Raw genomic sequence first — 21,700 nt, forward strand, 5'->3', positions numbered from 1 at the left:
TTTCTACATGCCCACCCGCCCGTCCAGGGCCTCGCGCAGCAGATCGGCGTGACCGTTGTGCCGCGCGTACTCGGCGATCATGTGCACCAGGATGCGGCGCAGCGACACGGGATCCCCGCTGCGCCGGTGCACCCCGGTCTGCCCCAGCTCAGCGGCGGCGACGATCTCCCGCGAGCGGCGGCACTCCTCGCGCCACACGGCGAAGACCTCGTCCACGTCCCCGGCCAGGTCGTTGAAGTCCTGGTCGGGGTCGTCCCTGGTGTAGTACAGGTCAGGTAACTGCTGACCGGCGAACTGCTGGGCGAACCAGTAGCGCTCGACGGCGGCCAGGTGCCGCACCAGGCCGTGCAGGGACATCGTGGACGGCGGCACACTGCGCTCGGACAGCCGCCGCCGCGCGATGTCCGCGCACTTGAGCTCGAAGGTCTCCCGGTGCCAGTCCAGGTAGGAGGTCAGGACCTCCCGCTCGTCCCCGACCAGCGGGGGAGTCCTCCTGGTGTCCCCGGCCCACACCGCCGAGTAGGCGTCGTCGTCATCGCTCATGCCGGGAGCATCGCACCTACCCCTGACAATCCCGGACGCCGTCGAGGACCAGCCGGATCTGGTGGCGCGGCAGCTCCAGCAGCGAGGCGTCCAGCAGTTCGGCGCGCGGCACGGCCTGCTGGATCAGCGCGCGGGCCTGGTTCTTGGTCAACGGCCCGTCGGGCAGGTCGCGACCGGCCCGGACCAGCGCCTCGCGCCAGGCGTTGCCGACCTTGCCGTGCGCCCGTTCCAGCACCAGCGAGGGCTCCGCGACCAGCTCGGCCACCACCAAGGCGTACCGGGAATCGGGCGTGTTGCGCAGGAATCGCAGCGCGTACTTGCCCGCGACCAACTCCGACAACTCGCGCTGGCTCGCCGAACTGGCCAGGTCCGGGTGGTTGTTCGGCACGAGCAGTGCCACCCGGTCGGCGTTCACGGCGAGCAGCGCGCGCAGCAGCCACGCGCCGGGATCGGCAGACAGGTCCACGGCGACCCCGTACGGGCGGCGCCGGGCGATGCCGGTGGGCAGTCCGGAACCGAGCAGGGTGCTGAGCTTGACATGACCGAGCCCAGTGCTCGCCGGGTGCCAGCTCTCGGCGACGGTCACCAGCGGCAGGCCCCGTTCGCCCACCGCAGCCGCGGACATCGCCTCGACCGCGGCGGGGTCCAGCGCCTCGCCCGCGCCCTCCAGGGACTGCGGGCCGTGCGTGTAGATGTTCGGCCCAGTCCCAGAGCCGCGCGTGGGGTTGTCCAGGGCCTTCCAACTGCGTGCCGTGGGGCGGCACACGTAGAGGTCACTGGCGCTGCCCACGGCCTGCGCGCCGTCGTAGCGGCTGAAGTGCGGCAGGATCGCCTCGTAGGCCAGGTGCAGGTCCTGCACCGCCTCCTGCACCTTCAGCCCCAGCGCGGGCTGCCGCTCGCCGAAGCCGTAGGCCATGACCAGCCTGCCCAGTTCGCGGTCGCGCAGCCCGGACAGGCCGCGTGCCAGGAACAGCCGCACGCCCTCCGGGGTGTAGGGCGGGTCGGTGAACAGCAGGTCCGCCCAGCCGGTGACCGCGGTGGGCAGGCCGAACCGCAGGTCGGTGAACAGGCAGCGCACGTCCAGGCCCTGGCCGTCGATGAACTCCAGGATCCGCTCGTCCAGGTCCACCACGGTCACCGACACCGCCGGGTTGACCCGCTTGACGGCCAGCGAGGTCAGGTCGTGGTCGCCGACGCACAGCAGGTTCGCCCCGTCCAGGTCGAACGTGGCGTCCAGCCACAGCGCACGGCGCACGGCCGTCTCCGCCGTGGCCGACACGTGGTCCAGCGCCTGCCTGGACTTCGGCGCCGCGGCGATGAGCTTGGCCATCTCCTCGACCAGGTCCCCGTGTGCCGCCAGCCGGGCGGCCAGCGGATCGGTCAGCGCGGTGCTCCGCACCTGCTCGTACCGGAACAGCTCGCGGTAGGCCGGTACCCGTTCAGGTCGCAGCCGCACGCCCTGCGCCGACTCCACCAGGTCCTCCCCGGCTGCGGCCAGCACGGCCTCGACCGTGCGCCGGGACACGGCACTGGTCCGCACCAGGGAGGCCAGGTCGTGCGGGCGTTCGGTCAGCTCGGCGAGGATCTCGCGCAGCGGGCGCGCGTGCGCTCCGGCCTCGGCGACCAGTTCTTGCACTTGCTCGATGGGCACGGCGCAGCCTCTCACACCCGGTGCGCGAGCAGGTGTTCCATGATCATCCGGGTGAGCTGCTCGGGCGCCTCCTCCGGGATCCAGTGCGAGACCTCGTCCATGATCTCGAACCGGTACGGGCCGGTGACGTGCTTCTCGGTGGCCAGCGCCCCGGCCGAACCGATCGCGGCGTCCTCGGTGCTCCACACGAACAGGGTGGGCACCGACACCGGGGCCACCTCCGGCATCAGGTCCATGGCCCGGTACCAGTTCAGCGCCGCGGTCAGCGCGCCCGGCTCGCTGAACCGGCGCACGTAGTCCTCGACCCGCTCCTCGGGCACCTTCCACTGGTAGATCCCGCGCAGCGCCCGCGCATCGTCCTCCAGCAGCCTGCGCTCGGCCGCACCGGTCTGCCGGAACACCGAGATGTACCGGGAGCGCTCGGCCTGGTCCTCGTCCTCGGCACGGGCCGTGGTGAAGGCGACCGGGTGCGGCACCGACACCGCGGTCAGGCTGCGCACGCGCTCGGGCAGGGCGGCGGCCGTTGCCCAGGCCACGATGGCCCCCCAGTCGTGGCCGACCAGGTCGAACCGCTGCCAGCCCAGCTCGTCGGCGATGGCCGCCACGTCGCCGACCAGCTCGCTGACCTGGTAGTCGGTGACGTGCTCGGGCCGCACGCCGGGGGAGTAGCCGCGCTGGTCGGGGGCCACCGCCCGGCAGCCGCCCCCACCCAGGGCCCTGAGCTGGAACTCCCACTCGGCCGCCGCCTCGGGGAAGCCGTGCAGCAGCAGCACTGCGCGTCCGTCCTGCTCGCCGCAGGCCAGCGCGTCGAAGGTCCCGGCGGGGGTGGGGATGCGGATGTTCTCGATCACTTGGTCGACTCTAGCGCCCGGTCCTCGGTGAGCTGATCTTCGTCCCACTGCTGCCGCGCCGGGGGCAGCACGCGCTCGCGCAGGGCCAGGGTCGCGCCCCAGACCAGCAGCCCCGCGATGGTCGCCAGCAGGGCGCCCGCGGTGATGTCGGCGGGGTAGTGCACGCCCACGAACACCCGGGACACCGCGATCACCGCGGCCACCGCCATGAAGTACGGGCCCCACTTGCGGGAGACGAAGAACCACACCGCGATGGCCACCGCGAAGGAGGCGGTGGCGTGGTCGCTGGGCAGCGAGGTGCCCGGGGCGTGCTCGATCAGCTGGTGCACCTGGTGGGTCTGGAACGGGCGCAGCGACAGCCCGAGCATGCGGACCGCCACCGAGAAGGCGAACCCGATGGCCAGCGTGGCCCCGACCTGGCCGATCCGCCAGGCACCCGCGGGCCACCAGCCGTCCTCGCGGGCCCGCAGCAGCGTGACGGCCGCGGCCCCGGCGAAGAACAGGTAGATCAGGTACTTGGCGGCGAACACGCCCAGTGCGTCCAGCACCGACGACTGGCCCGCCAGCCCGTTGATCACGCTGAAGATCTCGTAGTTCACCCAACCGCCTTCCGTCGCCTCATGATCAAGAATGCCGCAGGCCGTGATTGGCCCTCGCGTCACCCCCTGGACACCTTCTCCACACTGCCACGACATCTGAACCGGTTCGGGTGACCGGACGGGTACTCGAAGTCACACTTGTCCCGCGCAACCTGCGGTGAACCGGAGGAAGGCCAGGCACGAAGACATTCACGTCACCCACTGCCGACCAGGACGAGGCCCGATGCCCCCGAGCCCTCGCACTCCCCAGCTCACCGAGTGGGCCCCTGCCGAGGACCGCCAGGTCACCGCGGTCGCCCTGCTGCTGCACGGCGGTCGCTCGCACAGCCACGGCGCCGCGAACCGGCGCCGGCTGACCTACCTGCGCATGGTGCCCTTCGCCCGCGACCTGCACCGGGCGGGCGGTGGGCAGGGGCTCGCGGTGTGGCTGCTCAGCTACCGGTACCGGGGCTGGAACGCGCCTGACCTGGACCCGGTCCGCGACGCGCGCTGGGCGCTGGACCGGCTGCACGAGCGGCACCCCGGCGTGCCCGCGGTGCTGGTCGGCCACTCCATGGGCGGACGTACGGCGTTCCGCGTGGCCGACGACCCGGCCGTGCGCGGGGTCTGCGCACTGGCCCCGTGGACCGAGCCGGAGGAGCCGGTCGAGGCGCTGGCGGGCCGCCAGTTGCTGATCGCGCACGGGGACCGCGAGCGGTGGACCGACCCCGCGCTGTCCTACCAGTACGCGCTGCGCGCCAGGCGGATCGCCGAGGTGGCGCGCTTCGACGTGCACGGCGACGGCCACGCCATGCTGCGCCGCGCCCCGGAGTGGACCAGGTTGGTCACCGGCTTCACGCTGGGCTGCCTCGGGTTCGAACCGATGCCCCCGGTGATCACGAACGCCATGTGTGAGCCCGCCCCGAACGGGCTGCGGGTACCGCTGAAAGGGGCTGTGCGATGACTCGTGGCAAGGTCGCGGTGATCGGCTCGGGGGTGTCCGGGCTGACCGCCGCCTACCTGCTGCAACGCCGCTACGACGTGGTGTTGTTCGAGGCCGACAACCGTCTCGGCGGGCACGCGCACACCCACGACCTGCCCACGCCCAGCGGGGGCTTCACCGCCGTGGACTCCGGGTTCATCGTGCACAACGAGCGGACCTACCCCAACCTGCTGCGGCTGTTCCGCGAGCTGGGCGTGGCGACCCAGGACTCGGAGATGTCCATGAGCGTGCGCTGCGAGGGCTGCGGCCTGGAGTACGCCGGGGCCCGGCAGCTGCCCGGCCTGTTCGCCCAGCGCGCCAACCTGCTGCGCGGGCGCTACCTGCGCATGCTCGCCGAGGTGACGCGGTTCCACCGGCACGCCCGCCGGGTGATCGACCGTCCCGAGGCCGGGGACGTCACCCTGGGCGCCTTCCTGGCGCTGGGCGGCTACTCCGACTACTTCGTGCAGCACTTCATGGTGCCCGTGGTCGCCGCGGTGTGGTCCTCCGGGGAGGGCCTGTCGCTGCGCTACCCGGCCCGGTACCTGTTCCAGTTCCTGGACAACCACGGCATGTTGTCGGTCGGCGGCACCCCGAGGTGGAAGACCGTGGTCGGCGGCTCCAAGCGGTACGTGGAGCGTGCGGTCAAGGGCCTGTCCGCGGTGCAGCTGTCCACGCCGGTGCGCGCGGTGCGCCGGGGCGCGGACCACGTGGAGGTCCGCGACGAGTCCGACCAGGCGCACGAGTTCGACAAGGTGGTCGTGGCCACCCACCCCGACCAGGCGCTGCGGCTGCTGGCCGACCCGACGGCCGCCGAGTCCGCGGTGCTGGGCGCCTTCCAGTACTCGCGCAACGAGACCTGGCTGCACAGCGACACCTCGGTGCTGCCGGTGGCCGAGGGCGCCAGGGCCTCCTGGAACTACCTCAAGCCCTCCTGCCGCGACGAGGGTGGCCCGGTGTTGGTCAGCTACCACATGAACCGGCTCATGCGGCTGCGTGAGCCCGTGCCGTACGTGGTCACGCTCAACGCCACCGGGCGGGTGGCCCCGGACTCGGTGCTGGCCAAGATGGTCTACGAGCACCCGGTCTACACCCCGGAGTCGCTCGCCGCGCAGCGCAGGCTGCCCGAGCTGGCCGACGGCACCACGGCGTTCGCCGGGGCCTACCACGGGTGGGGCTTCCACGAGGACGGCTGCGCCTCCGGGGTGCGCGCCGCCGAGTCGCTGGGGGCGCCGTGGTAGCCCCGGCCGCGCGGCCCACCGGGCGGGCCGCCGGCTACCAGGCGCCCGCGCTGTACGACGCCGAGGTGGTGCACGTCCGCCGCGAGCGCATCGACTACCAGTTCGCGCACAAGGTGTACCTCTGGCTGGTCGACGTGGACGCCCTGCCCGAGCTGCCCGCACCGCTGCGGCCCTTCGCCCGGTTCGAGGCCCGCGATCACCTCGGCTCGCCCGAGCGCACGATCCGGCAGAACCTGGACGCCTGGCTGGCCACGCAGGGCGTCGACCTGGCCGGTGGCCGGGTGCTGATGCTGGCCAACGCGCGGTGCCTGGGCTACGTGTTCAACCCGCTGACCGTCTACTGGTGCCACCGGCCCGACGGGGAGCTGGAGTGCGTGGTCGCCGAGGTGCACAACACCTACGGCGAGCGCCACTGCTACCTGCTGCGCCCCGACCAGTCCGGCCGCGCGCGGACCGAGAAGTGCTTCTACGTCTCGCCTTTCCTGGAGATGGGCGGCCAGTACCAGATGCGCTTCGGTGAGCCGGGCCCGAAGCTGTCGGTGACCATCGCGCTGCGCCAGGACGGCCGTACCCCGCTCACCGCGGTGCTGCGCGGACGGCGGCAGCCGCTGAGCAACGGGGCCCTGGTGCGGCTGCTGCTGCGCAGGCCCCTGATCACCCACCGCGTGTCGGCATTGATCCGCAGGCACGGAATCACGTTGTGGCTACGTCGGATCCCCATCCTTCGGCGCCCGAAGCACCAGCCCCAGGAAGGTGTCCAATGACCGCCAGCTCCACCCGCCGCAGGTCCCGGTCGGCACGGCACATCCCCATCCCGCAGCAGGGTGTGTGGCCGGGACTGACCGAGGTCCCGAACTCCCCGCTGCGCGCCAGAATCGCCGCCTCGCTGTTCCGCAGGGCCGTGCGCGGTCTGCCGGTGCGCGTGGTGCTGCCCAGCGGCCGCGTGCTCGGCGCCGGTGGCCCCGACGCGCCGGTGATGCACCTGCACCGGCCCGCCGCGTTCTTCCACCGGCTCGGCGCCGACGCCAAGATCGGCTTCGGCGAGGCGTACATGGTCGGCGACTGGACCAGCCCGGAGCCCGCCGACCTGCTCACCCCGTTCGCGGCGCGCATGTCCACGCTGATCCCGCGCCGCCTGCAGTCGCTGCGGCGGCTTGCCGAGCGCGTGCAGCCGGACACCGAGGAGAACACGCTGCCCGGTGCCCGGGAGAACATCCACCGGCACTACGACCTGTCCAACGAGCTGTTCACGGCGTTCCTGGACCAGTCGATGACCTACTCCTCGGCCCTGTTCGGCCCGGGGGAGACCGACCTGCACGCCGCCCAGCTGCGCAAGATCGACGGTGTGCTGGACTTCGCCTCGGTCGGCCCCGAGTCGCACGTGCTGGAGATCGGCACCGGCTGGGGCGCGCTGGCCATCCGCGCGGCCCAGCGCGGGGCGCGGGTCACCACGCTGACCATCTCCGCCGAGCAGCGCAAGCTCGCCGAGCGGCGCATCGCCGAGGCCGGGGTGGCCGACCGGGTGCAGGTGCTGATGCGGGACTACCGCGAGGCACAGGGCCACTACGACGCCGTGGTCAGCGTGGAGATGATCGAGGCGGTGGGCAGGCAGTACTGGCCCACCTACTTCGGCACCCTGGACCGGCTGCTCAAGCCGGGCGGCAAGGTCGGCCTGCAGGCGATCACCATGCCGCACGACCGGATGCTGGCCGCCGCCAACGCGTACACCTGGATCCACAAGTACGTCTTTCCCGGCGGGCTGATCCCCTCCGTGGAGTCCATCGGCGAGGCCGTCAGCGAGTACACCGGGCTGCGCGTGGTGCAGGACCGCGCCTTCGGCCAGGACTACGCACTGACCCTGCGGCTGTGGCGCAAGCGGTTCCTGGACAACTGGGAGGAGGTCGCGGCCCAGGGCTTCGACGAGACCTTCCGCCGCATGTGGGAGTTCTACCTGGCCTACTCCGAGGCCGGGTTCCGCGCGGGCTACCTGGACGTGCACCAGCTCTCGCTGGCGAAATAGGCGCCGTGAAGGTGGCTTTCACTGCGCCCAGCGCAGTGAAAGCCACCTTCACGCCACGGGGAGGCGCGGCCGAGCCGGCGCGTCAGTCCCATGTGGACGCTGGTGTGCCGGGCACTTCACGACTTGCGGGATCCCTTGCCGAACAGGAGCTTCCACGGGGTGAGGGCGGACTCCAACTGCACGCCCAGGCTCATCTTCGAGGCGCCCTCGACCCGCTCCTCGAAGGTGATCGGCACCTCGGCGATGCGCAGCCCCTCGCGGACGACCCGGTGGTTCATCTCCACCTGGAACGAGTAGCCGTTGCTGCGGATGGAGGGCAGGTCGATCGCGCGCAGGGTCTCGGCCCGCCAGGCCTTGAACCCGGCGGTGGCGTCCCTGACCCCCAGCCGCAGGATCGTGTTGACGTAGAAGTTCGCCCACGCCGACAGGGCCTTGCGGTGCCAGGGCCACTCGGCCGCGGTGGAACCGCCTGGCACGTAACGGGAACCGAGCACCACGGCGGCATCCCCGTCGAGCAGGGTCCGCACCATGGTGGGGATCACCGAGGCGGGGTGCGACAGGTCCGCGTCCATCTGGACCACCACCTCGGCGCCGTCCTCCAGCGCGCGGGTGAGCCCGGCCACGTAGGCGCGTCCCAGCCCGTCCTTCTCGGTGCGGTGCAGCACGGCCACCGAGTCGGGGGCGGCGGCGGCCAGCTCGTCGGCCAGGTCCCCGGTGCCGTCGGGGGAGTTGTCGTCCACCACGAGCAGGTGCAGGTTCGGCAGCTCCAGCTCGGCGAGCAGGCCCGCGAGCACGGGCAGGTTCTCCCGCTCGTTGTACGTGGGCACGACGACAACGATCTTCGGACTGGCTTCCACCATGATCGATCCTTGCTTGGTCCGGCGTGGCAGTGGCACGTCGAACGGGGCGCTGACCGTGACGGCGGTGGCGAGTCTAGCCAGTTCAGCACGTGTCCACCTGTGACGGGCGGCTCGGCGTGTCGCGGTGGGCGGCCTGGGCCGGGTTCGCCCGCACTACACCCGGAGCGGCGACACCCGGCTCTGGGACGAGCCGCCGGGTGTCGCCGCCGACCGATCTGGGCCGGGCCGTTCAGCTGGTGACCGCCCACTGGTGCGCCGAACCCCGGTGCAGGGCCGCGTAGATCCGGTCCCGCACCAGGTTCGCCTCGTGGTCGGACAGCGTCCGGTCCAGGTGGCGCAACACGATGCGCACCAACAGGTTGTGCTGCTCCGGGGTGGCGCCGAGCCGGGCCAGCGCGCGCTCGGGCAGGTCGGCACAGGGCGTCCGGTCCAGGATCCGCACCGACTCCACGCAGGAGGCCTCGGCGCCGAGCGCGTCCCGCACGCGATCACCCAGGTCCTCGGCCACGTCCTCGGCGGGCACCGCGATGGACAGGTCCCGCTGCACCGGTGGCATCGTCGACACGGGCCGGTACGGGCTGAGGTCGCCCAGCTGCTCGGTGATCCGCGGGTCGGCCGAGCGCAGCACCCGGATGTCCCCGATCCGCTTGAGCAGCATCACCACGCGGTCCAGCCCCATGCCCAGGGCCAACCCGTGCCAGGACCCGTCCAGTCCCGCACGGGCGAGCACCTCGGGGTGGGCGTGCCCGCACTCGGCGATCTCCACCCACTCCGCGCCCCGTGCGAGGTCCACCTGGAGACCGTGCCGGGTGTACGGGTGCGCCCGCGGCTGGCAGCGGACCGCCGTGCCGGGAAGCAGGGCCCCGGCCAGGATCGTCACCATCTCGTCCAGGTCGAGGTCGGCACGGCGGGAGATCCGCCACAGGTCGAGCTGGTGCGGTGTGCCGCTGTGCAACCGGTCGATGGCGTCCCGGCGGTACACCACCCCGGGGCAGACCAGCAGCACGTCCGGCGACGGGTCGGCGGCCAGCGCGCGCAGGGCTGCGGGGACGAGGGCGCTGGAATGGCTGCGCAGCACGGAGTCCGGCGTCACGTACCGGGTGTAGCGCGCGTCGCGGGTGACGTCCTCGGCGGCGTAGCCCAGGTTGTCGTAGTTGTCGGCCACGGTCACCACGCGGTCGCCGCGGCACCAGCGGACCTCGCAGCCCCAACGCTCGGCCAGCGCGGTCACCGCGCGGTCGACCACCAGCTGGATGGCGTGCGGCCCGGCGGCGGGATCGGTCAGGTCCCGGACGGCGAGGTCGCGGGCGAGTTGGTCAGGGCTGAGCAGAGTGGGCATGTCGGCCTCCTGGCACGAGTACGGGTTTGGGGGAGCACCCCCTGGCCCGTGGACTCGCCCGGCGAGGTCGGCTCAGCGCGCGCGGCCTTGACCCCGGTGGCGCCCGGAAGGGGCCAGGGGGCGGCTAAATCGCTGACTGCGCACGGCGGCAGCCTAACGTGTGCTACCGTCGAAGACGAGCCCCGGATGGGCCTACGCATGGAGGTAGCGGCTACTTCAGCCACCTGAGAACGGAACGGGTCCGTCTCTCCTGCGTTCAGGCCAGCGGGGCTTTGTCGTGCCTTCTCTTCGTGGCGTCCGCCCTCCGATCACCTCGGATCGCGAAAAGGACCACATGTCAGAGCACTTCGACTTCAACCAGTTCCAGCGCAACGTCATCGCGGAGTTCCGCGCCAACAGGGGCGAGGTCGGCGGCATGTTCGCCGGCGCGCGCCTGGCCCTGCTCACCACCACCGGCGCGCGCACCGGCCGGCGGCACACGGTTCCGCTGGGCTACCTGGAGGTGGCCGGGCAGCCGCTGGTCATCGCCTCGGCGGGCGGCGCGCCAGGCAATCCCGCCTGGTACCACAACATCCTGTGCGACCCGAAGGTCGTGGTGGAGACCGGGACCGAGACGTACCAGGCGGTGGCGGCCGTACCGGAGGGCGCCGAGCGCGACGCCCTGTTCGCCGCGGCGGTCGAGCAGGCACCGGGCTACGCGGACTACCAGGCGAGGACCACGCGGGTGATCCCCGTGGTGACGCTGCACCGCGTCAAGGGGCTGGGCGACTTCCTCGTGGAGGTGCATGCCTGGCTGCGCAAGGAACTCGCCGAGTTGCGCGCGCAGGCCGAGCCCGGACTGGCCGCACAGCTGCGGGCGCACTGCGCGCGGTTCTGCGGTGCGCTGACCCAGCACCACACCGGCGAGGACAGGGGAGCGTTCCCCATGCTGGCGGACCGGTTCCCGGAGCTGGCCCCAGTGCTGGACGAGCTGGGGGAGCAGCACGTGGTGGTGGCCCGCCTCCAGGAGCGGATCCAGCAGCTGGTGGACACCGAGTCCGACCCGGACCGGCTGCGGGCGGAGCTGGACCGGCTCAGCGCCGAGCTGGAGGCCCACTTCGACCACGAGGAGCGGACCGTGGTCGCGGCGCTCAATGCGCTGGGGCCCGCGCCCGAACTCGGTTAGGGTCCCGGGCGTGCTGACCGAGATCGAACCGCCCGAAGAACCGCCGATCCACCTCACCGCGCCCGGCGACCTGCTGGCCGGTTATCTCGACTTCTACCGGGATGCCGTGCTGCGCAAGGTCGACGGTCTGTCCGAAGAGGACCTGCGGCGCAGCCAGGTGCCCTCGGGCTGGACCCCGCTGGAGCTCCTCCTGCACCTGGCGCACGTGGAACGCCGTTGGCTGCAATGGGGTTTCGCCGCCGAACCGGTCGACCGGCCCTGGGGCGACCGGGATCCGGACCGCGATCGGTGGCACGTGCCCGCCGAGCAGAGCGCGGAACAGGTGCGGACGTTCTTCCTGGCGCAGTGCCAGCGGTCACGGGAGATCGTCGCGGACGCCGAGCTGACCGACCTGGCCCGGCTGGGTGGGCGGTTCACCAGTGAAGGGGACCGGCCCACGCTGGTCTGGATCCTGTTCCACGTGTTGCAGGAGTACGCGCGGCACGCCGGTCACCTGGACGTGGCGCGGGAACTCGCCGACGGGCGGATCGGCGAGTGAACCGTGGCCGACCGGCCAGCCCAGCTGGCCGGTCGGCGCTGGTGTCCCAGCCCGGCGACCAGGCACGATGAGCCCATGGTGCGGTCGCTCCGCGCGGTGGCGGGGGAGGCCCCGCTGCCCGGCACGGCGCAGGCCGTCGTGCTGGATCTCCCACGTGCCGGCTGATCCGCCTCCTATGCTGGGCCGCGTGATCCAAGTGCTGGTCGCCGCCGACGAGGCGCTCCTGCGCGCGGGCATCCTGGACACCTCGGCGGTGGCACGAGGCCGGGTCGGCGCCCTCACCGGCGCGGGGCGAGAAGTGCTCAGACACGTCGGAACCGGCTTGTCCAACGCGGAGATCGTGGCGCGGCTGGACCTGGGCGCGGGCACCGTGAAGGCGCACATCGGCCGGATCCGCACCAAGCTGGACTGCGCCAACCGGGCGCAGGCAGCCGCCACCCTGGCCCACGGGGCCGGACCGCGCACCGAGACCAGGGAGGCGCCGTGACCGCCGTGCTGCCGTACCACCGCATGGCGCACACCGGCCCGTACCGGTGGTGGCGCCCGTTGTTCAGCGCCCTGCTGCTGCTCGGCTTCGGCACGCTGCTGCTCATGGGCTCGGTGGTCGTGGCCTACGCGGTCGGCCTGATCACCGGGCTGGCCCGCGGCGAGGGCAGCGCGGTGTTCGCCGATCCGGTCGCCGACACTGCCGTGCAGCTGTTCACCCTGGCCATGTTCATCCCGGCCGTGCTGCTGGCCGTGTCGTTGGGGGAGCGGCGTCCGGCTGGCACCGTCTGCTCAGTGCGGGGCCGCCTGCGCTGGAACTGGCTCGCGCGCTGCGTGCTGATCGCGCTGCCCGCCGTGGTGCTGTTGCTGGCGCTGCACATCGGGCTCGCCATCGCCAGCAGCCAGGACACCTGGGACGGTGACTTCGGCGAGTGGCAGGGCTGGCCGCGTTTCCTGGCCGGTGCCCTCGTCGTGCTGCTGCTCTGCCCGTTGCAGGCCGCGGGGGAGGAGTTCCTGTGTCGCGGCTGGCTGGTGCAGTGGTTCGGCGGCTGGCTGCGCAGCCCGTGGCCCGGCATCCTCGCCAGCGGGCTGGTCTTCTCCCTGCTGCACGGCTTCGGCCAGCCCGGCGGCTTCCTGGAACTGATCCTGTGGGGCGCCACGGCCGCCTGGCTGACCGTGCGTACCGGTGGGCTGGAGGCCGCGATCGCCCTGCACGTGGTCAACAACCTGGTGGCCCTGCTGCTGGCGGCGGCCTTCGGTGGGCTGGGCGGGGAGGGCAGTGCCGCCGACGCCTCCTGGCCCGCGCTGGTCGCCGCCGTGCTGGTCATGCCCGGCTACGCCTGGCTCACCGCCAAGTCATATAACACTATGACTTCAGTGTCGACTAAAATTCAACCGAGCGGGCCCTGAGCCAGACCCGATCGGCCGCTCACACCACCGCGCGGCGGACAGATGTACCCGGCGTGGCAGACAGCACCTTGCACGTGGGGCCGCCGATCAGCACCGTCTTCTTCCTCGCCGCCGACGTGGAGAAGAGGGTGACGACGGAGGAGGAGGCCGTCGGGGAGATCCGCGCCAGCGGCGGCTACGCGATCAGCGAGGCCGATGTCCAGATCGCGTGCCGGGTGGTGCACGACGAGGACACCCGGGGCGCGGACTGTTTCATGTTCGCGAAACTGGTGCTCGTGGCGGCGGAGGCGGCGCACGGCCGTTCCCGCGACAGTCCGTGGTGGCTGGCCGCGGACATGTTCGTGTACTGCACCATGCGGTCGCTGCACAGGATGCCCGCGGGGGAGCGGCTCGCCGCGGCCCGCGCGGTGGTCGACGAGCAGATCAGCCTGCTGCGCGCCGATCGGGGACTGCTCGGCCGCCCGCGTGAGCGGGACGAACTCGCCGACACGCTGATGGCCGCCGCCCTGCTGCTGTACGAGCCGTACTACGCCAACCTCGACGGTCCGGACCACCTCGTGTCGCTGGAGCGCTGGCGGTTCCGGAGGGCGCAGATCGGCATGGGACGCCCCGAGGACGGCGACCAGCCACTCATGCCCGCTCCGATGGACGCGGCCAAGGACGCCCTGGACTACCTGGACCAGGCGGTGCGGATCGCGCGCGGACACCTTCGCGGCCTCTGCCTGGTCTCCCAGTTGTACGTGCTCGAGGTGCTGACCGTGATCGACCCCGGCGCGGGGGAGGTCCTGCGGGGCCGCAGGCGGGAACTCGCCGCTGAGGCGTTCCCCCTGCTGGACCGGGAGCGCGCGCCGGTGGAGTACCTCGACGTGCTCGCGGAGCTGGTGCGGGCCGGGCGGCTGCCCGCCACCCTGCCCGCCGACCGGGTGCTGCCCGCGGAGCCGGGGGAACTCGCCGCCAGGTACGGACCCGTCCTGGCGCTGAGTCTGATCTGCCGGACGATGGACCTGACCAAGGCCGGTACGCCACCGGCTGGCCTGTGGGCGGCGGGCGAAGCGCTGGCCGGGCAGCTGGGGTGGCCGGACGCCAGGCAGTTCTGGACTGTGGCGGTGCACAGCCTGCCCGGGGACCGCATGGTCTGCCAGCCCGGGACCGTCGCGGTGAAGGCGGTGCGGGCCCAACTGGAACAGGTGCACGCGGCGGGGGAGATGACGACCAGGCAGTTGGCGGCCACGCTGGTGCACGTCGCCGCCCACGTGGCCAACGGGCAGGAACGGGCGGCGATCGACGTCCTGGACCGCATCGAGATCCTCGACCAGGACTTCGCCGCGGACCACGCGTCCCCGCTGAACTACCTCGTCGTGACGCTCGCGTTCCGAGGCGGGGCAGCGCTGCGTGCCGCGGGGGAGCGGGAACAGGCCACGCTGCTCTATCTGCTCGCCTCACACGCGGCGACCAGCCTGGGTGTGAGCGTGCTCTGCGCGGAACTGGCGGAGCAGGGCCTGGCCTGCGTGGAGGAACTCGAACCGGACGAGGCGGACGCCCTGTTCACCATCGGGGCGGCCCTCTCGGTCGCCAACACCGCTCTGTTCCCGCTCGGGGCAGGGGCCTACGAGAGCCAAGCGGAGTTCGTCCGCCAGGTGGGGCAGCGCTTCGACCAGGTGCTGGTGCGACCCCCGCTACAGTCCCAGCTGCTCATGCTGCACCACCACTACCTGTTCAAGGGGGCCGACTTCGGCCTGCTGGTGGGTCAGCCGGGACCGCGCCAGTGGGACGGGTACACCGAGAACCTGCTCGCCGAGGTCGACCACGCCCAGGCGGCGGAGCCCTACCGGCCCGAGGCCGCCGACCAGTTCCCCATCGCACGCCCGAGCGGCATGCAGGTGCTGTGCTACGCCAGCGCGGACGAGGCCCAGCCGGGCAGCACGCGGTACGGCAGGGTCGCGAACCTCCGGCGCAGCGTGGACGCCAACCTGACCCGGACCATGATGGAGCAGGCCAGTGCGCACGGGACCATCGTGCGCCACGACCCGGGGCTGGGCATCGGGGACGCGCGGCAGTTGCAGGCGGTGCTGCCCCCGGACACCGTGCTGATCTCGCACTACCTCGGTGTGCACGGCGACGAGCCGACCGATGCCGAGAACGTCCGGGCCCGGCTGACGACGGTGCTGGTCACGGCCGAGGACTACGAGGTCACCGCCACGAACCTGCGGGCCGACGGCGGGATCCTCCGCCTCATCGCCCCCGGCGGCGGCCAGACGTTCACGGTCCACGGACTCGGCTGGCTGATCGCCGAACTGCGGGAGGCGGTCAACGCCGACCCCCTGCACCGGGAGGTCACCGCGCATGCCGCCCGCCAACTGGCCGACTGCTACTACAAGCTCGGCGGCCCGCTGCCCCAGTACCTGGGGAAGTGGCGCGCGGCGGGCAAGACGCACCTGTGCTTCTGGCCGCACGGCCCGTTGCACCTCGCGCCGATCCACCTGCTGCACACCGAGGGCCGCCCGCTCGCCGAGGACTGGACGGTCAGCACCGTGCCCTCGCTCACGGTGCTGACCCGTCCACCCCTGCCGCCGCACCCCTCGCCCACCCTGCTGGCGGCCGGGCTCAACGACGGCGGCAAGGCGTTCGGCCTGCCCGCGCAGCCCGAGGTGGAACGGCACGTCCGTGAGGTCGCCGCCGGTTTCGGCTCCGGCACGGTGCTGGTCGGTGCCGAGGCCACGCCCCGGCGGGTGCTGGCCGCCGCCCCGCGGGCGAGGTACCTCTACATCGCCACGCACGGCTCGCACGACACCGAGGCCGCCTGGTTCCAGTGCCTGTACCTGCATCCCGATCCGGACAACGACGGCCGGTTGTTCGCGCACGACATCCTGCGCGCCGACCTGCGCGGTGTGGACCTGGTCGGGTTGAGCGCCTGTGAGACCGCGCTCGGCCGGTTCGACCGCAACGACAACGTGCGCGGCCTGCCCGCCGCGCTCCTGCTGGCCGGTGTGTCCACTGTGGTCGGCACGTTCTGGCCGGTGGCCCCGGAGGTCGCCACCCGGTTCTTCTCCTGCCTGTTCGCGGAGTTGGCCGCGGGCAGGACCAAGCGCGAGGCGTTCCGGCACGCGCAGTTGGTCGCCCGCCAGGAGTTCCCCGCCTACCGGGACTGGGGTGCGTTCGTGCTGATCGGCGACTGGCGGTAGGGCGGCTACGCGGTGAGGGGCACGAGGGCCAGGTCCGGTGGCACCTCCGCGCGGTAGCTGATCACCCCGAGCAGGGAGTGCCGCACGGTCGCCGCCAGCGCGAGCAGCGCGCTGGTCTTCGCGCCCCGCGGCGACTCCACGACCATCAGCAGTTGGTAGGGGCCAACCAGGTCCTGGTGGTGGGTGGCCCGGAAGGACCAGGCCGGTTCGTGGGACCCGAGCCCGTCGGCGATCAGGAACGGCTCGCCGCCGGAATCGGTGACCCCACGGGAGACCTGCGGTTCGACGATGCCCAGCTTGGCGGAGATGCCGATGGTCGAGGTGCGGGCGCGGGCCCGCGCGAGCCGCAGCGGGTCGAGGGAGCGGGCGACCGGGGCGCTGCCCGGCGCGGTGTCGTTGCGCAGCACCACGCCGACGGTCGCGTCGAGGACCGGGTCCGGGTGGTTCACCGCGAAGTTCACCGCGAAGGCGAGCAGGCAGTACGCCCGGTCCTCGCCGCCCTCGTGGTGGCGCAAACCCAGGTCCGCCAACGCATCGGAGTCCAGGGCCTTGACGTGGGGCACGCCGAGGCTCACCCGGCCGACCAGCCGGTCCCGCCGCGCGCCGTGCATGACCTGGCGTGGCACCAACTCCACCCCGATCATCTCCTGGGGCGGCAGCGCCACGTCGAGGACCGGCTCTGGGGACTGCTCGTCGGCGGCCATGCGATCACTGTAGCGAATATGAAGCACTGTGACGTCAGTGGAAATTGAAGTGAACGCTCACGGACCCTGCCGAAGATCAATAAATCCCGGATAACAGGACTCCCTAACGTCGAGCGCTCAGACACACCACATGGGGGTTTTGACCTATGCGCAAGACATTCGCCGCACTACTGCTGGCCGGGCTCGGCCTGCTCGGCTGTGCAGGCAGTGCCCAAGCGGCCGGGGGACCGGGTCGACCGATCACCCTGCCCGGCTACCAGGGCGCCACCGCCACCGGAACCGTCAAGCTCGACGGCAATCCCGGCAACGGGATAGTCCTCGCCGAGTTGACGCTCACCAGCACACGAGCCCAGGGCTGCTTCTTCGTCGAAGCCGTGCCCGGCGGCAACTACCCGCCGAACAGGTCGGAGTCGCAGTGCGGGGTGGGCAGCAAGGCCATCAAGGTCTCCAGCTGGCCGCTCGTGTTCAGCCAGCCGTTCCGGATCTGCCTGAACGACTACGACCACTGCGGGGCCTCGGCCAAGTAGGGGCTGAAGTGGTCGGCCACCACCTCGGCGACCGCTGAGGCGTCCCGGGACCCGTCGACGGCCAGCACCCGGATGCCCGTCCGGTGCGCGCTGTCGACGGCGTCCTGGGCCACCAACTCGTCGCGGGCCAGCCTGTTGCGCTGCGCCCGGACCGGATCGCTCAGCTGCTGACCCAGGCGGCCGGCGCGGGGGAGGGTGCGGGCCTGGTGCTCGCGGAACTCCGGGGTGGGCACCATGACGATCATCCGGCGCGGCGAGTCCAGCAGCGGCGCCACCAACTCCGGCCGCAGGCCCCAGCCCTCCGCGAGCACCGGGCGGCCGGAGGTCAGCGCGCGCAGGTCGTCCAGCGCCCACGCGAACCGCTCCGGGAAGCCCGCCAGCGTCGCGGCCGCCATCCGCTCCGGAGTGGTGTGCACCCACACCTGCTCCGGGTCCGGACCGTCGATCGGCTCGCCCCGGCGTGCGCGCAGGGCGATCCTGCGGTCGTTGTGCCCTCGGGCGTCGTGGTAGTCGTAGTGGTAGGCCGTCAGCCCGTACCGAGCGGCGAGCAGCCTGGCCACCGTGGACTTGCCCGCCCACTGCCCGCCGCCGATCCACAGGGCGCCGCGAGTGGCGTCTTCGACCGTCATGGGGTGTCCTCCTGGTTCACAGCCGGGGAAGTATGGGGCTTGGCGTGGGCAACCGCCCGTCCGGTGCCGCGCACTGCGCGGCGATCCGAGCGGCTGCGTCGGGCAGGAACGGCGTGAGCAGATCCGCCAGCGTGCGGCAGGCCTCGAGCAACTGGCCGAGGGTGGCGTCGCGCTCGGCTGGTGGCAGTTGCCAGGGGCGGACCCGGCCGATGAGCCGGTTCGCCTGCTCCGAGACGGCCAACACCGCGGCGGTCGCCCGGCGGAAGTCGAACGCGTCCAGTGCCTCGTGCACGCGTTGCGGGGCGGCCCGGCACGCCGCGGCCAGTTCGTTCGCGCCCGCCTTGCCGGCCGCGGGCGGCTCGCCGCCTCGGTAGCGGTGGATCATGCTGACCACGCGGTTCACCAGGTTGCCCAGTCCACCGGCGAGCTCGCTGTTGGCGCGGGCCACGAGCCGGTCGGTGGTGAAGTCGGTGTCACCGACGAGGGGTACCTCGCGCAGCAGCCACCAACGCAGCGCGTCCACCCCGTAACGCCGCACCAGCTCCGTGGGGTCCACGGTGGTGCCCGCCGACTTGCTGATCTTGTGACCACCCACGGTGAGGTAGTCGTGCACGAGCACCTCGGTGGGCAGCGGCAGGCCCGCGGAGAGCAGCATCGCGGGCCAGTACACGGCGTGGAACCGCAACACCCCCTTGCCGACCACGTGGACCCGCCGCGACCGGCCCGCCCACCAGCGCTGGTAGTCCGTGCCGTCCTGGCCGTAGCCCAGGCTCGTGACGTAGTTGCCCAGCGCGTCCCACCACACGTAGACGACCTGTTCGGGGTCACCGGGTACCGGGATCCCCCAGCCGCGGGCACGTCCCTGCGAGCGGGAGATGCTGAAGTCCGGCAACCCGGCCGAGATGAGGCCGAGCACCTCGTTGCGGCGCACGGCCGGTTCGATCCGCAGGCGCCCGCTGCTGATCACCTCGTGCAGCCGGTCCGCGTACCGGGACAGCCGGAAGAACCAGTTCTCCTCCGACACGAGCCTGGGCGGCTCGCGGTGCTCCGGGCAGCGGCCGCCAGGCAGGTCGGCAGCGGTGTAGAACTGCTCGCAGCCCACGCAGTACTGGCCCTCGTAGTGCTTGCGGTAGATGTCACCGGCCTCCGCGCAGGAGCGCCAGAGCCGCTCGACACCCACCCGGTGGCGCGGGTCCCGGCTGGTGCGGATGAAGTCGTCCGTGGACAGCGCCAGCGGCTCGCGCAGCGCCGCGAAGGCCGCCGCGTTCCGGTCCACCAGTTCCTGCGTCGGCACGCCCTGGGCCTGCGCGGCGAGCACGTTCTTCAGCGAGTTGTCATCGGTACCGGTCAGCAGCCGCACCTGTTCGCCGCGAGCACGGTGGTGGCGGGCCAGCACGTCGGCCTGCACCAGCTCCAGGGCGAAGCCCAGGTGTGGTCGGGCGTTGACGTAGGGGATCGTCGTGGTGACGTAGAAGCGGGACGTGGTCATCAGAACCTCCGTGCGTGCGGCGGGGCTCCGGCATCCCTGTGGCGGGGCCCCGGTGTGTGGGGCCCGCGCATCGTCATCCGTGCAGCGTCAGCGGCCCCGCGAGCGGGGCATCATCGGCTGTGAGCTGGACGGGCGCATGACCTGGACGCTAGCAGGAGCCTCGCCTGGCCTCACCCGCATATCGCCTCCATGCCCCGCACACAGGCGACTCCCGCCGCTCGGGCCGCCGCCGACTCGGCCGCCGAGCCCGCGATCAGCACGCAGTGCTCGGCGGTCGTGGCCAGCGCGCGGATCGCCTGCTGCACCAGGTGCGGGCCCGGGAGCAGCCGTTCGGGGTCGGCGGTGACGCGGGCGCTGATCCGTCGTACCTGCCCGGTGAGGTCGCGCATCGTCAGGTAGCTGCGCACGCAGTCGATCCCGTGGTTGGTGATCACTGTCAGCGTGCAGCCCTTGCTCGCCAGGTGGCGCAATGCCTCCTGCGAGCCGGGCAGGTCCTCGGCCGCGAGCAGCGCCTCGGACTCGAGCCTGCACAGTTGGCGCTCCACCACGTTGGCCGCGGTCCGGCCACAGGACGCGGCGAATCGCAGCACCTGGAACGGGTCCCTGGCACGTGGGGCGGTGGGTCCCAGCAACACCTTGAGCCGCTCCGCGGCGGTCCGCCCGCGCTGACCGTCGAACAGATCGCCCACCAACGCGGTGAACCCCACCAGCACGTGGTCCCGCGCCGACACGTCCTCACCCATGCGTCCCCCCGAACGTCGGCCACCACCGATGGTAGCGGCGGTTGTCCGGCCACAGGGCCTCCCGGTGGCAACGGCCGAAAAACCAACGATGGTCGGTGCGCGGGAACTGCCGGAGATCCGTCATTGGATGCGGCAGTGGCTGGCCAACCCCAGTCCCGCCGGACTGTCGTCCGCGTCGTGTGTCGGCGCTGGTCCCGCGGTGGCGTCCTGCGGACCTCCCGGCCGGCCCGGTCCGCTGGGCACGGTCGCGTCGTGCTCGTTGCGGTGCTCGCCGAGGTTGTGGTCGAGCAGGGCCACTTGGACCATGCGGACCATGCGGACCGTGTCGTCGAGCGTGGCGATACCGGCCCGCACCCGTTGTGCGACGTGCTCGTCGGTGGTCAATGACTGGGCGCCCGCGAACCTCAGCCCCGCGTCGAAGATCCGATTGATCGTGTCGGCCAGGAGCTGGCTCAGCGCTGGCCTGCGCGGTGCCGGCTTCGCGTCCCTGGGCGCGGGGACACACGGAGCGCCAGGGGAGGTCCTGCGCAGGTGCCGCGCGATGACCTCGCCAGCGAGTTGGCTGTAGAGCCCCATGATCCGCAGGTCTCGATCGGCTGGCCGACCGGGGTGTGGCAGGTGGGTCGAGACCATGCCGATCATCCGGCCGGTGTGGTCGAGCAAGGGGGTGGACTGGACCGCGCGAACGCCCGCGTCGCGGAAGACGTTCCGGTGCGGTGCACAGGCCGGGTCCTCGTGGACATCCACCACGACCGTCTGGGTGCACTGCGATGCGGCTCGTCCGCAGACAGAACTGCCGTCGTCGACGACCGCGAAATGGTCCACGAACTCGGGGCCGAAACCGAGTTGGGTGACCAGTACCAGCGAGCCCTCGCGTGGATCCAGGAGCTGGATGTTCCCGGCCTCCGCGCTCATGAGCGACATCGCGCTCTCGAGGACCTTGGGCAGCACCGCGGCCAGTCCGGGGCAATCCTGCAGGCTTGCGGCCGCCTCGTGCATGTTCTGGACCGCCCGCGGTTCATCCAGGCTGAGATCGATGTAGCCGGCCAGTTGCGTGGCGCTCTGCGTGTGCGTTGCCGTGCGCATCAGGCGGGACCACGAGGCTGGATCGTCGTAGGAGGCCGTGACATGCTCCAACGGCCCCGGCAGGTTCTGGCCTGTGCTCTTCGACATGAGGACCTCACGCCTTCACATGGGCACACGCGGAAACGGCGCCTCAGGCTACCGGCCAGAACCTCCTGCGGACGCCGACCGCGAGGAGGT

General features: G+C 72.0%; 21 protein-coding genes. 10 read left to right on the top strand and 11 right to left on the bottom strand.

Features of this window, described 5'->3' with window-relative positions:
• Window positions 1-3: 3 nt before the first annotated feature.
• From KALB_RS18680 to KALB_RS18695, 4 genes are read right to left on the bottom strand one after another with little or no spacing between them, the layout of a single operon-like run.
• Entirely contained in the window at window positions 4-543 is a 540-nt protein-coding gene (locus KALB_RS18680) for a DinB family protein (protein ID WP_025357240.1), read from the bottom strand.
• Between the two features lie 16 nt (window positions 544-559).
• Window positions 560-2,194: a bis-aminopropyl spermidine synthase family protein gene (locus KALB_RS18685; RefSeq protein ID WP_148309523.1), complete on the bottom strand. Its 1,635-nt coding sequence runs from the start codon at window positions 2,192-2,194 to the stop codon at window positions 560-562.
• 11 nt (window positions 2,195-2,205) lie between these two features.
• Complete coding sequence (locus KALB_RS18690; protein WP_025357242.1) at window positions 2,206-3,045, bottom strand: alpha/beta fold hydrolase; 840 nt, start codon at window positions 3,043-3,045, stop codon at window positions 2,206-2,208.
• On the bottom strand, window positions 3,042-3,644 hold the full coding sequence (locus tag KALB_RS18695) for a phosphatase PAP2 family protein (RefSeq protein ID WP_025357243.1): 603 nt from the start codon (window positions 3,642-3,644) through the stop codon (window positions 3,042-3,044). Before KALB_RS18695 ends, KALB_RS18690 begins: the two co-directional genes overlap by 4 nt.
• Before the next feature lie 223 nt (window positions 3,645-3,867).
• Here KALB_RS18695 and KALB_RS18700 point away from each other — a divergent pair, with 223 nt between their 5' ends.
• Genes KALB_RS18700 through KALB_RS18715 form a run of 4 tightly spaced genes read left to right on the top strand, consistent with a single transcriptional unit; the run spans window position 3,868 to window position 7,866 of the window.
• Complete coding sequence (locus tag KALB_RS18700; RefSeq protein ID WP_025357244.1) at window positions 3,868-4,587, top strand: alpha/beta hydrolase; 720 nt, start codon at window positions 3,868-3,870, stop codon at window positions 4,585-4,587.
• Window positions 4,584-5,846, top strand: coding sequence for an NAD(P)/FAD-dependent oxidoreductase (locus KALB_RS18705; RefSeq protein WP_025357245.1), 1,263 nt, complete (start codon window positions 4,584-4,586; stop codon window positions 5,844-5,846). The genes KALB_RS18700 and KALB_RS18705 overlap by 4 nt, the downstream gene beginning before the upstream one ends.
• The gene (locus KALB_RS18710) at window positions 5,840-6,610 is read left to right on the top strand and encodes a DUF1365 domain-containing protein (protein ID WP_025357246.1); all 771 of its coding nucleotides are present in this window, start codon (window positions 5,840-5,842) and stop codon (window positions 6,608-6,610) included. The genes KALB_RS18705 and KALB_RS18710 overlap by 7 nt, the downstream gene beginning before the upstream one ends.
• Window positions 6,607-7,866 (top strand): SAM-dependent methyltransferase, encoded by a 1,260-nt coding sequence (locus KALB_RS18715; RefSeq protein WP_025357247.1) that lies wholly within the window; start codon window positions 6,607-6,609, stop codon window positions 7,864-7,866. The genes KALB_RS18710 and KALB_RS18715 overlap by 4 nt, the downstream gene beginning before the upstream one ends.
• A gap of 116 nt (window positions 7,867-7,982) precedes the next feature.
• Here the strand turns inward: KALB_RS18715 and KALB_RS18720 are convergent, their stop codons facing one another.
• Both KALB_RS18720 and srmL read right to left on the bottom strand, forming a co-directional pair.
• Entirely contained in the window at window positions 7,983-8,726 is a 744-nt protein-coding gene (locus tag KALB_RS18720) for a polyprenol monophosphomannose synthase (RefSeq protein WP_025357248.1), read from the bottom strand.
• Window positions 8,727-8,955: 229 nt separating this feature from the next.
• Window positions 8,956-10,065 (bottom strand): PheS-related mystery ligase SrmL, encoded by a 1,110-nt coding sequence (gene srmL, locus KALB_RS18725; RefSeq protein ID WP_025357249.1) that lies wholly within the window; start codon window positions 10,063-10,065, stop codon window positions 8,956-8,958.
• Between the two features lie 334 nt (window positions 10,066-10,399).
• On the opposite strand from srmL, the gene KALB_RS18730 reads away from it, so the two are divergent.
• The 5 genes from KALB_RS18730 (at window position 10,400) to KALB_RS18750 (ending at window position 16,345) form a co-directional block, all read left to right on the top strand.
• Window positions 10,400-11,230: a nitroreductase/quinone reductase family protein gene (locus KALB_RS18730; protein WP_030111271.1), complete on the top strand. Its 831-nt coding sequence runs from the start codon at window positions 10,400-10,402 to the stop codon at window positions 11,228-11,230.
• A 10-nt stretch (window positions 11,231-11,240) separates the two neighbouring features.
• Window positions 11,241-11,768: a DinB family protein gene (locus tag KALB_RS18735; protein ID WP_025357251.1), complete on the top strand. Its 528-nt coding sequence runs from the start codon at window positions 11,241-11,243 to the stop codon at window positions 11,766-11,768.
• A 187-nt stretch (window positions 11,769-11,955) separates the two neighbouring features.
• Window positions 11,956-12,255 carry a response regulator transcription factor gene (locus KALB_RS18740; protein WP_236650284.1) on the top strand — a complete coding sequence of 100 codons (300 nt, stop codon included), beginning with the start codon at window positions 11,956-11,958 and terminating at the stop codon, window positions 12,253-12,255.
• The gene (locus KALB_RS18745; protein ID WP_025357253.1) at window positions 12,252-13,163 is read left to right on the top strand and encodes a CPBP family intramembrane glutamic endopeptidase; all 912 of its coding nucleotides are present in this window, start codon (window positions 12,252-12,254) and stop codon (window positions 13,161-13,163) included. Before KALB_RS18740 ends, KALB_RS18745 begins: the two co-directional genes overlap by 4 nt.
• A 53-nt stretch (window positions 13,164-13,216) precedes the next feature.
• A complete protein-coding gene (locus tag KALB_RS18750; RefSeq protein WP_025357254.1) occupies window positions 13,217-16,345 on the top strand; it encodes a CHAT domain-containing protein in 3,129 nt (1,042 codons plus the stop codon).
• Window positions 16,346-16,350: 5 nt separating this feature from the next.
• Here the strand turns inward: KALB_RS18750 and KALB_RS18755 are convergent, their stop codons facing one another.
• Window positions 16,351-17,049, bottom strand: a complete 699-nt coding sequence (locus KALB_RS18755; RefSeq protein ID WP_025357255.1) for a hypothetical protein — start codon at window positions 17,047-17,049, stop codon at window positions 16,351-16,353.
• Between the two features lie 146 nt (window positions 17,050-17,195).
• Between KALB_RS18755 and KALB_RS18760 the strand changes: the two genes are divergently transcribed.
• The gene (locus KALB_RS18760) at window positions 17,196-17,576 is read left to right on the top strand and encodes a hypothetical protein (protein ID WP_025357256.1); all 381 of its coding nucleotides are present in this window, start codon (window positions 17,196-17,198) and stop codon (window positions 17,574-17,576) included.
• Here KALB_RS18760 and KALB_RS18765 read toward each other — a convergent pair.
• The 4 genes from KALB_RS18765 to KALB_RS18780 form a co-directional block, all read right to left on the bottom strand.
• Window positions 17,546-18,205 (bottom strand): hypothetical protein, encoded by a 660-nt coding sequence (locus KALB_RS18765; protein WP_025357257.1) that lies wholly within the window; start codon window positions 18,203-18,205, stop codon window positions 17,546-17,548. The two genes, KALB_RS18760 and KALB_RS18765, sit on opposite strands and share 31 nt — an antisense overlap.
• Before the next feature lie 16 nt (window positions 18,206-18,221).
• The gene (gene metG, locus KALB_RS18770; RefSeq protein ID WP_025357258.1) at window positions 18,222-19,694 is read right to left on the bottom strand and encodes a methionine--tRNA ligase; all 1,473 of its coding nucleotides are present in this window, start codon (window positions 19,692-19,694) and stop codon (window positions 18,222-18,224) included.
• Window positions 19,695-19,864: 170 nt separating this feature from the next.
• Window positions 19,865-20,437: an HAD hydrolase-like protein gene (locus tag KALB_RS18775; protein WP_025357259.1), complete on the bottom strand. Its 573-nt coding sequence runs from the start codon at window positions 20,435-20,437 to the stop codon at window positions 19,865-19,867.
• Between the two features lie 120 nt (window positions 20,438-20,557).
• Window positions 20,558-21,610, bottom strand: coding sequence for a GAF domain-containing protein (locus KALB_RS18780; RefSeq protein WP_025357260.1), 1,053 nt, complete (start codon window positions 21,608-21,610; stop codon window positions 20,558-20,560).
• Between the last annotated feature and the right edge of the window lie 90 nt (window positions 21,611-21,700).

The sequence above is a fragment of the Kutzneria viridogrisea DSM 43870 genome (genome assembly GCF_000525635.1).
Classification (GTDB): Bacteria; Actinomycetota; Actinomycetes; order Mycobacteriales; family Pseudonocardiaceae; genus Kutzneria; species Kutzneria viridogrisea.

Bases quoted from the DNA above. Each gene is read 5' to 3' on its own strand.
- KALB_RS18730 (WP_030111271.1), top strand. From the start codon at position 10,400: ATGTCAGAGCACTTCGACTTCAACCAGTTCCAGCGCAACGTCATCGCG.
- KALB_RS18705 (WP_025357245.1), top strand. From the start codon at position 4,584: ATGACTCGTGGCAAGGTCGCGGTGATCGGCTCGGGGGTGTCCGGGCTG.
- KALB_RS18765 (WP_025357257.1), bottom strand. From the start codon at position 18,205: ATGACGGTCGAAGACGCCACTCGCGGCGCCCTGTGGATCGGCGGCGGG.
- srmL (WP_025357249.1), bottom strand. From the start codon at position 10,065: ATGCCCACTCTGCTCAGCCCTGACCAACTCGCCCGCGACCTCGCCGTC.
- KALB_RS18780 (WP_025357260.1), bottom strand. From the start codon at position 21,610: ATGTCGAAGAGCACAGGCCAGAACCTGCCGGGGCCGTTGGAGCATGTC.
- KALB_RS18715 (WP_025357247.1), top strand. From the start codon at position 6,607: ATGACCGCCAGCTCCACCCGCCGCAGGTCCCGGTCGGCACGGCACATC.
- KALB_RS18680 (WP_025357240.1), bottom strand. From the start codon at position 543: ATGAGCGATGACGACGACGCCTACTCGGCGGTGTGGGCCGGGGACACC.
- KALB_RS18720 (WP_025357248.1), bottom strand. From the start codon at position 8,726: ATGGTGGAAGCCAGTCCGAAGATCGTTGTCGTCGTGCCCACGTACAAC.
- KALB_RS18760 (WP_025357256.1), top strand. From the start codon at position 17,196: ATGCGCAAGACATTCGCCGCACTACTGCTGGCCGGGCTCGGCCTGCTC.
- KALB_RS18700 (WP_025357244.1), top strand. From the start codon at position 3,868: ATGCCCCCGAGCCCTCGCACTCCCCAGCTCACCGAGTGGGCCCCTGCC.
- KALB_RS18755 (WP_025357255.1), bottom strand. From the start codon at position 17,049: ATGGCCGCCGACGAGCAGTCCCCAGAGCCGGTCCTCGACGTGGCGCTG.
- KALB_RS18775 (WP_025357259.1), bottom strand. From the start codon at position 20,437: ATGGGTGAGGACGTGTCGGCGCGGGACCACGTGCTGGTGGGGTTCACC.
- metG (WP_025357258.1), bottom strand. From the start codon at position 19,694: ATGACCACGTCCCGCTTCTACGTCACCACGACGATCCCCTACGTCAAC.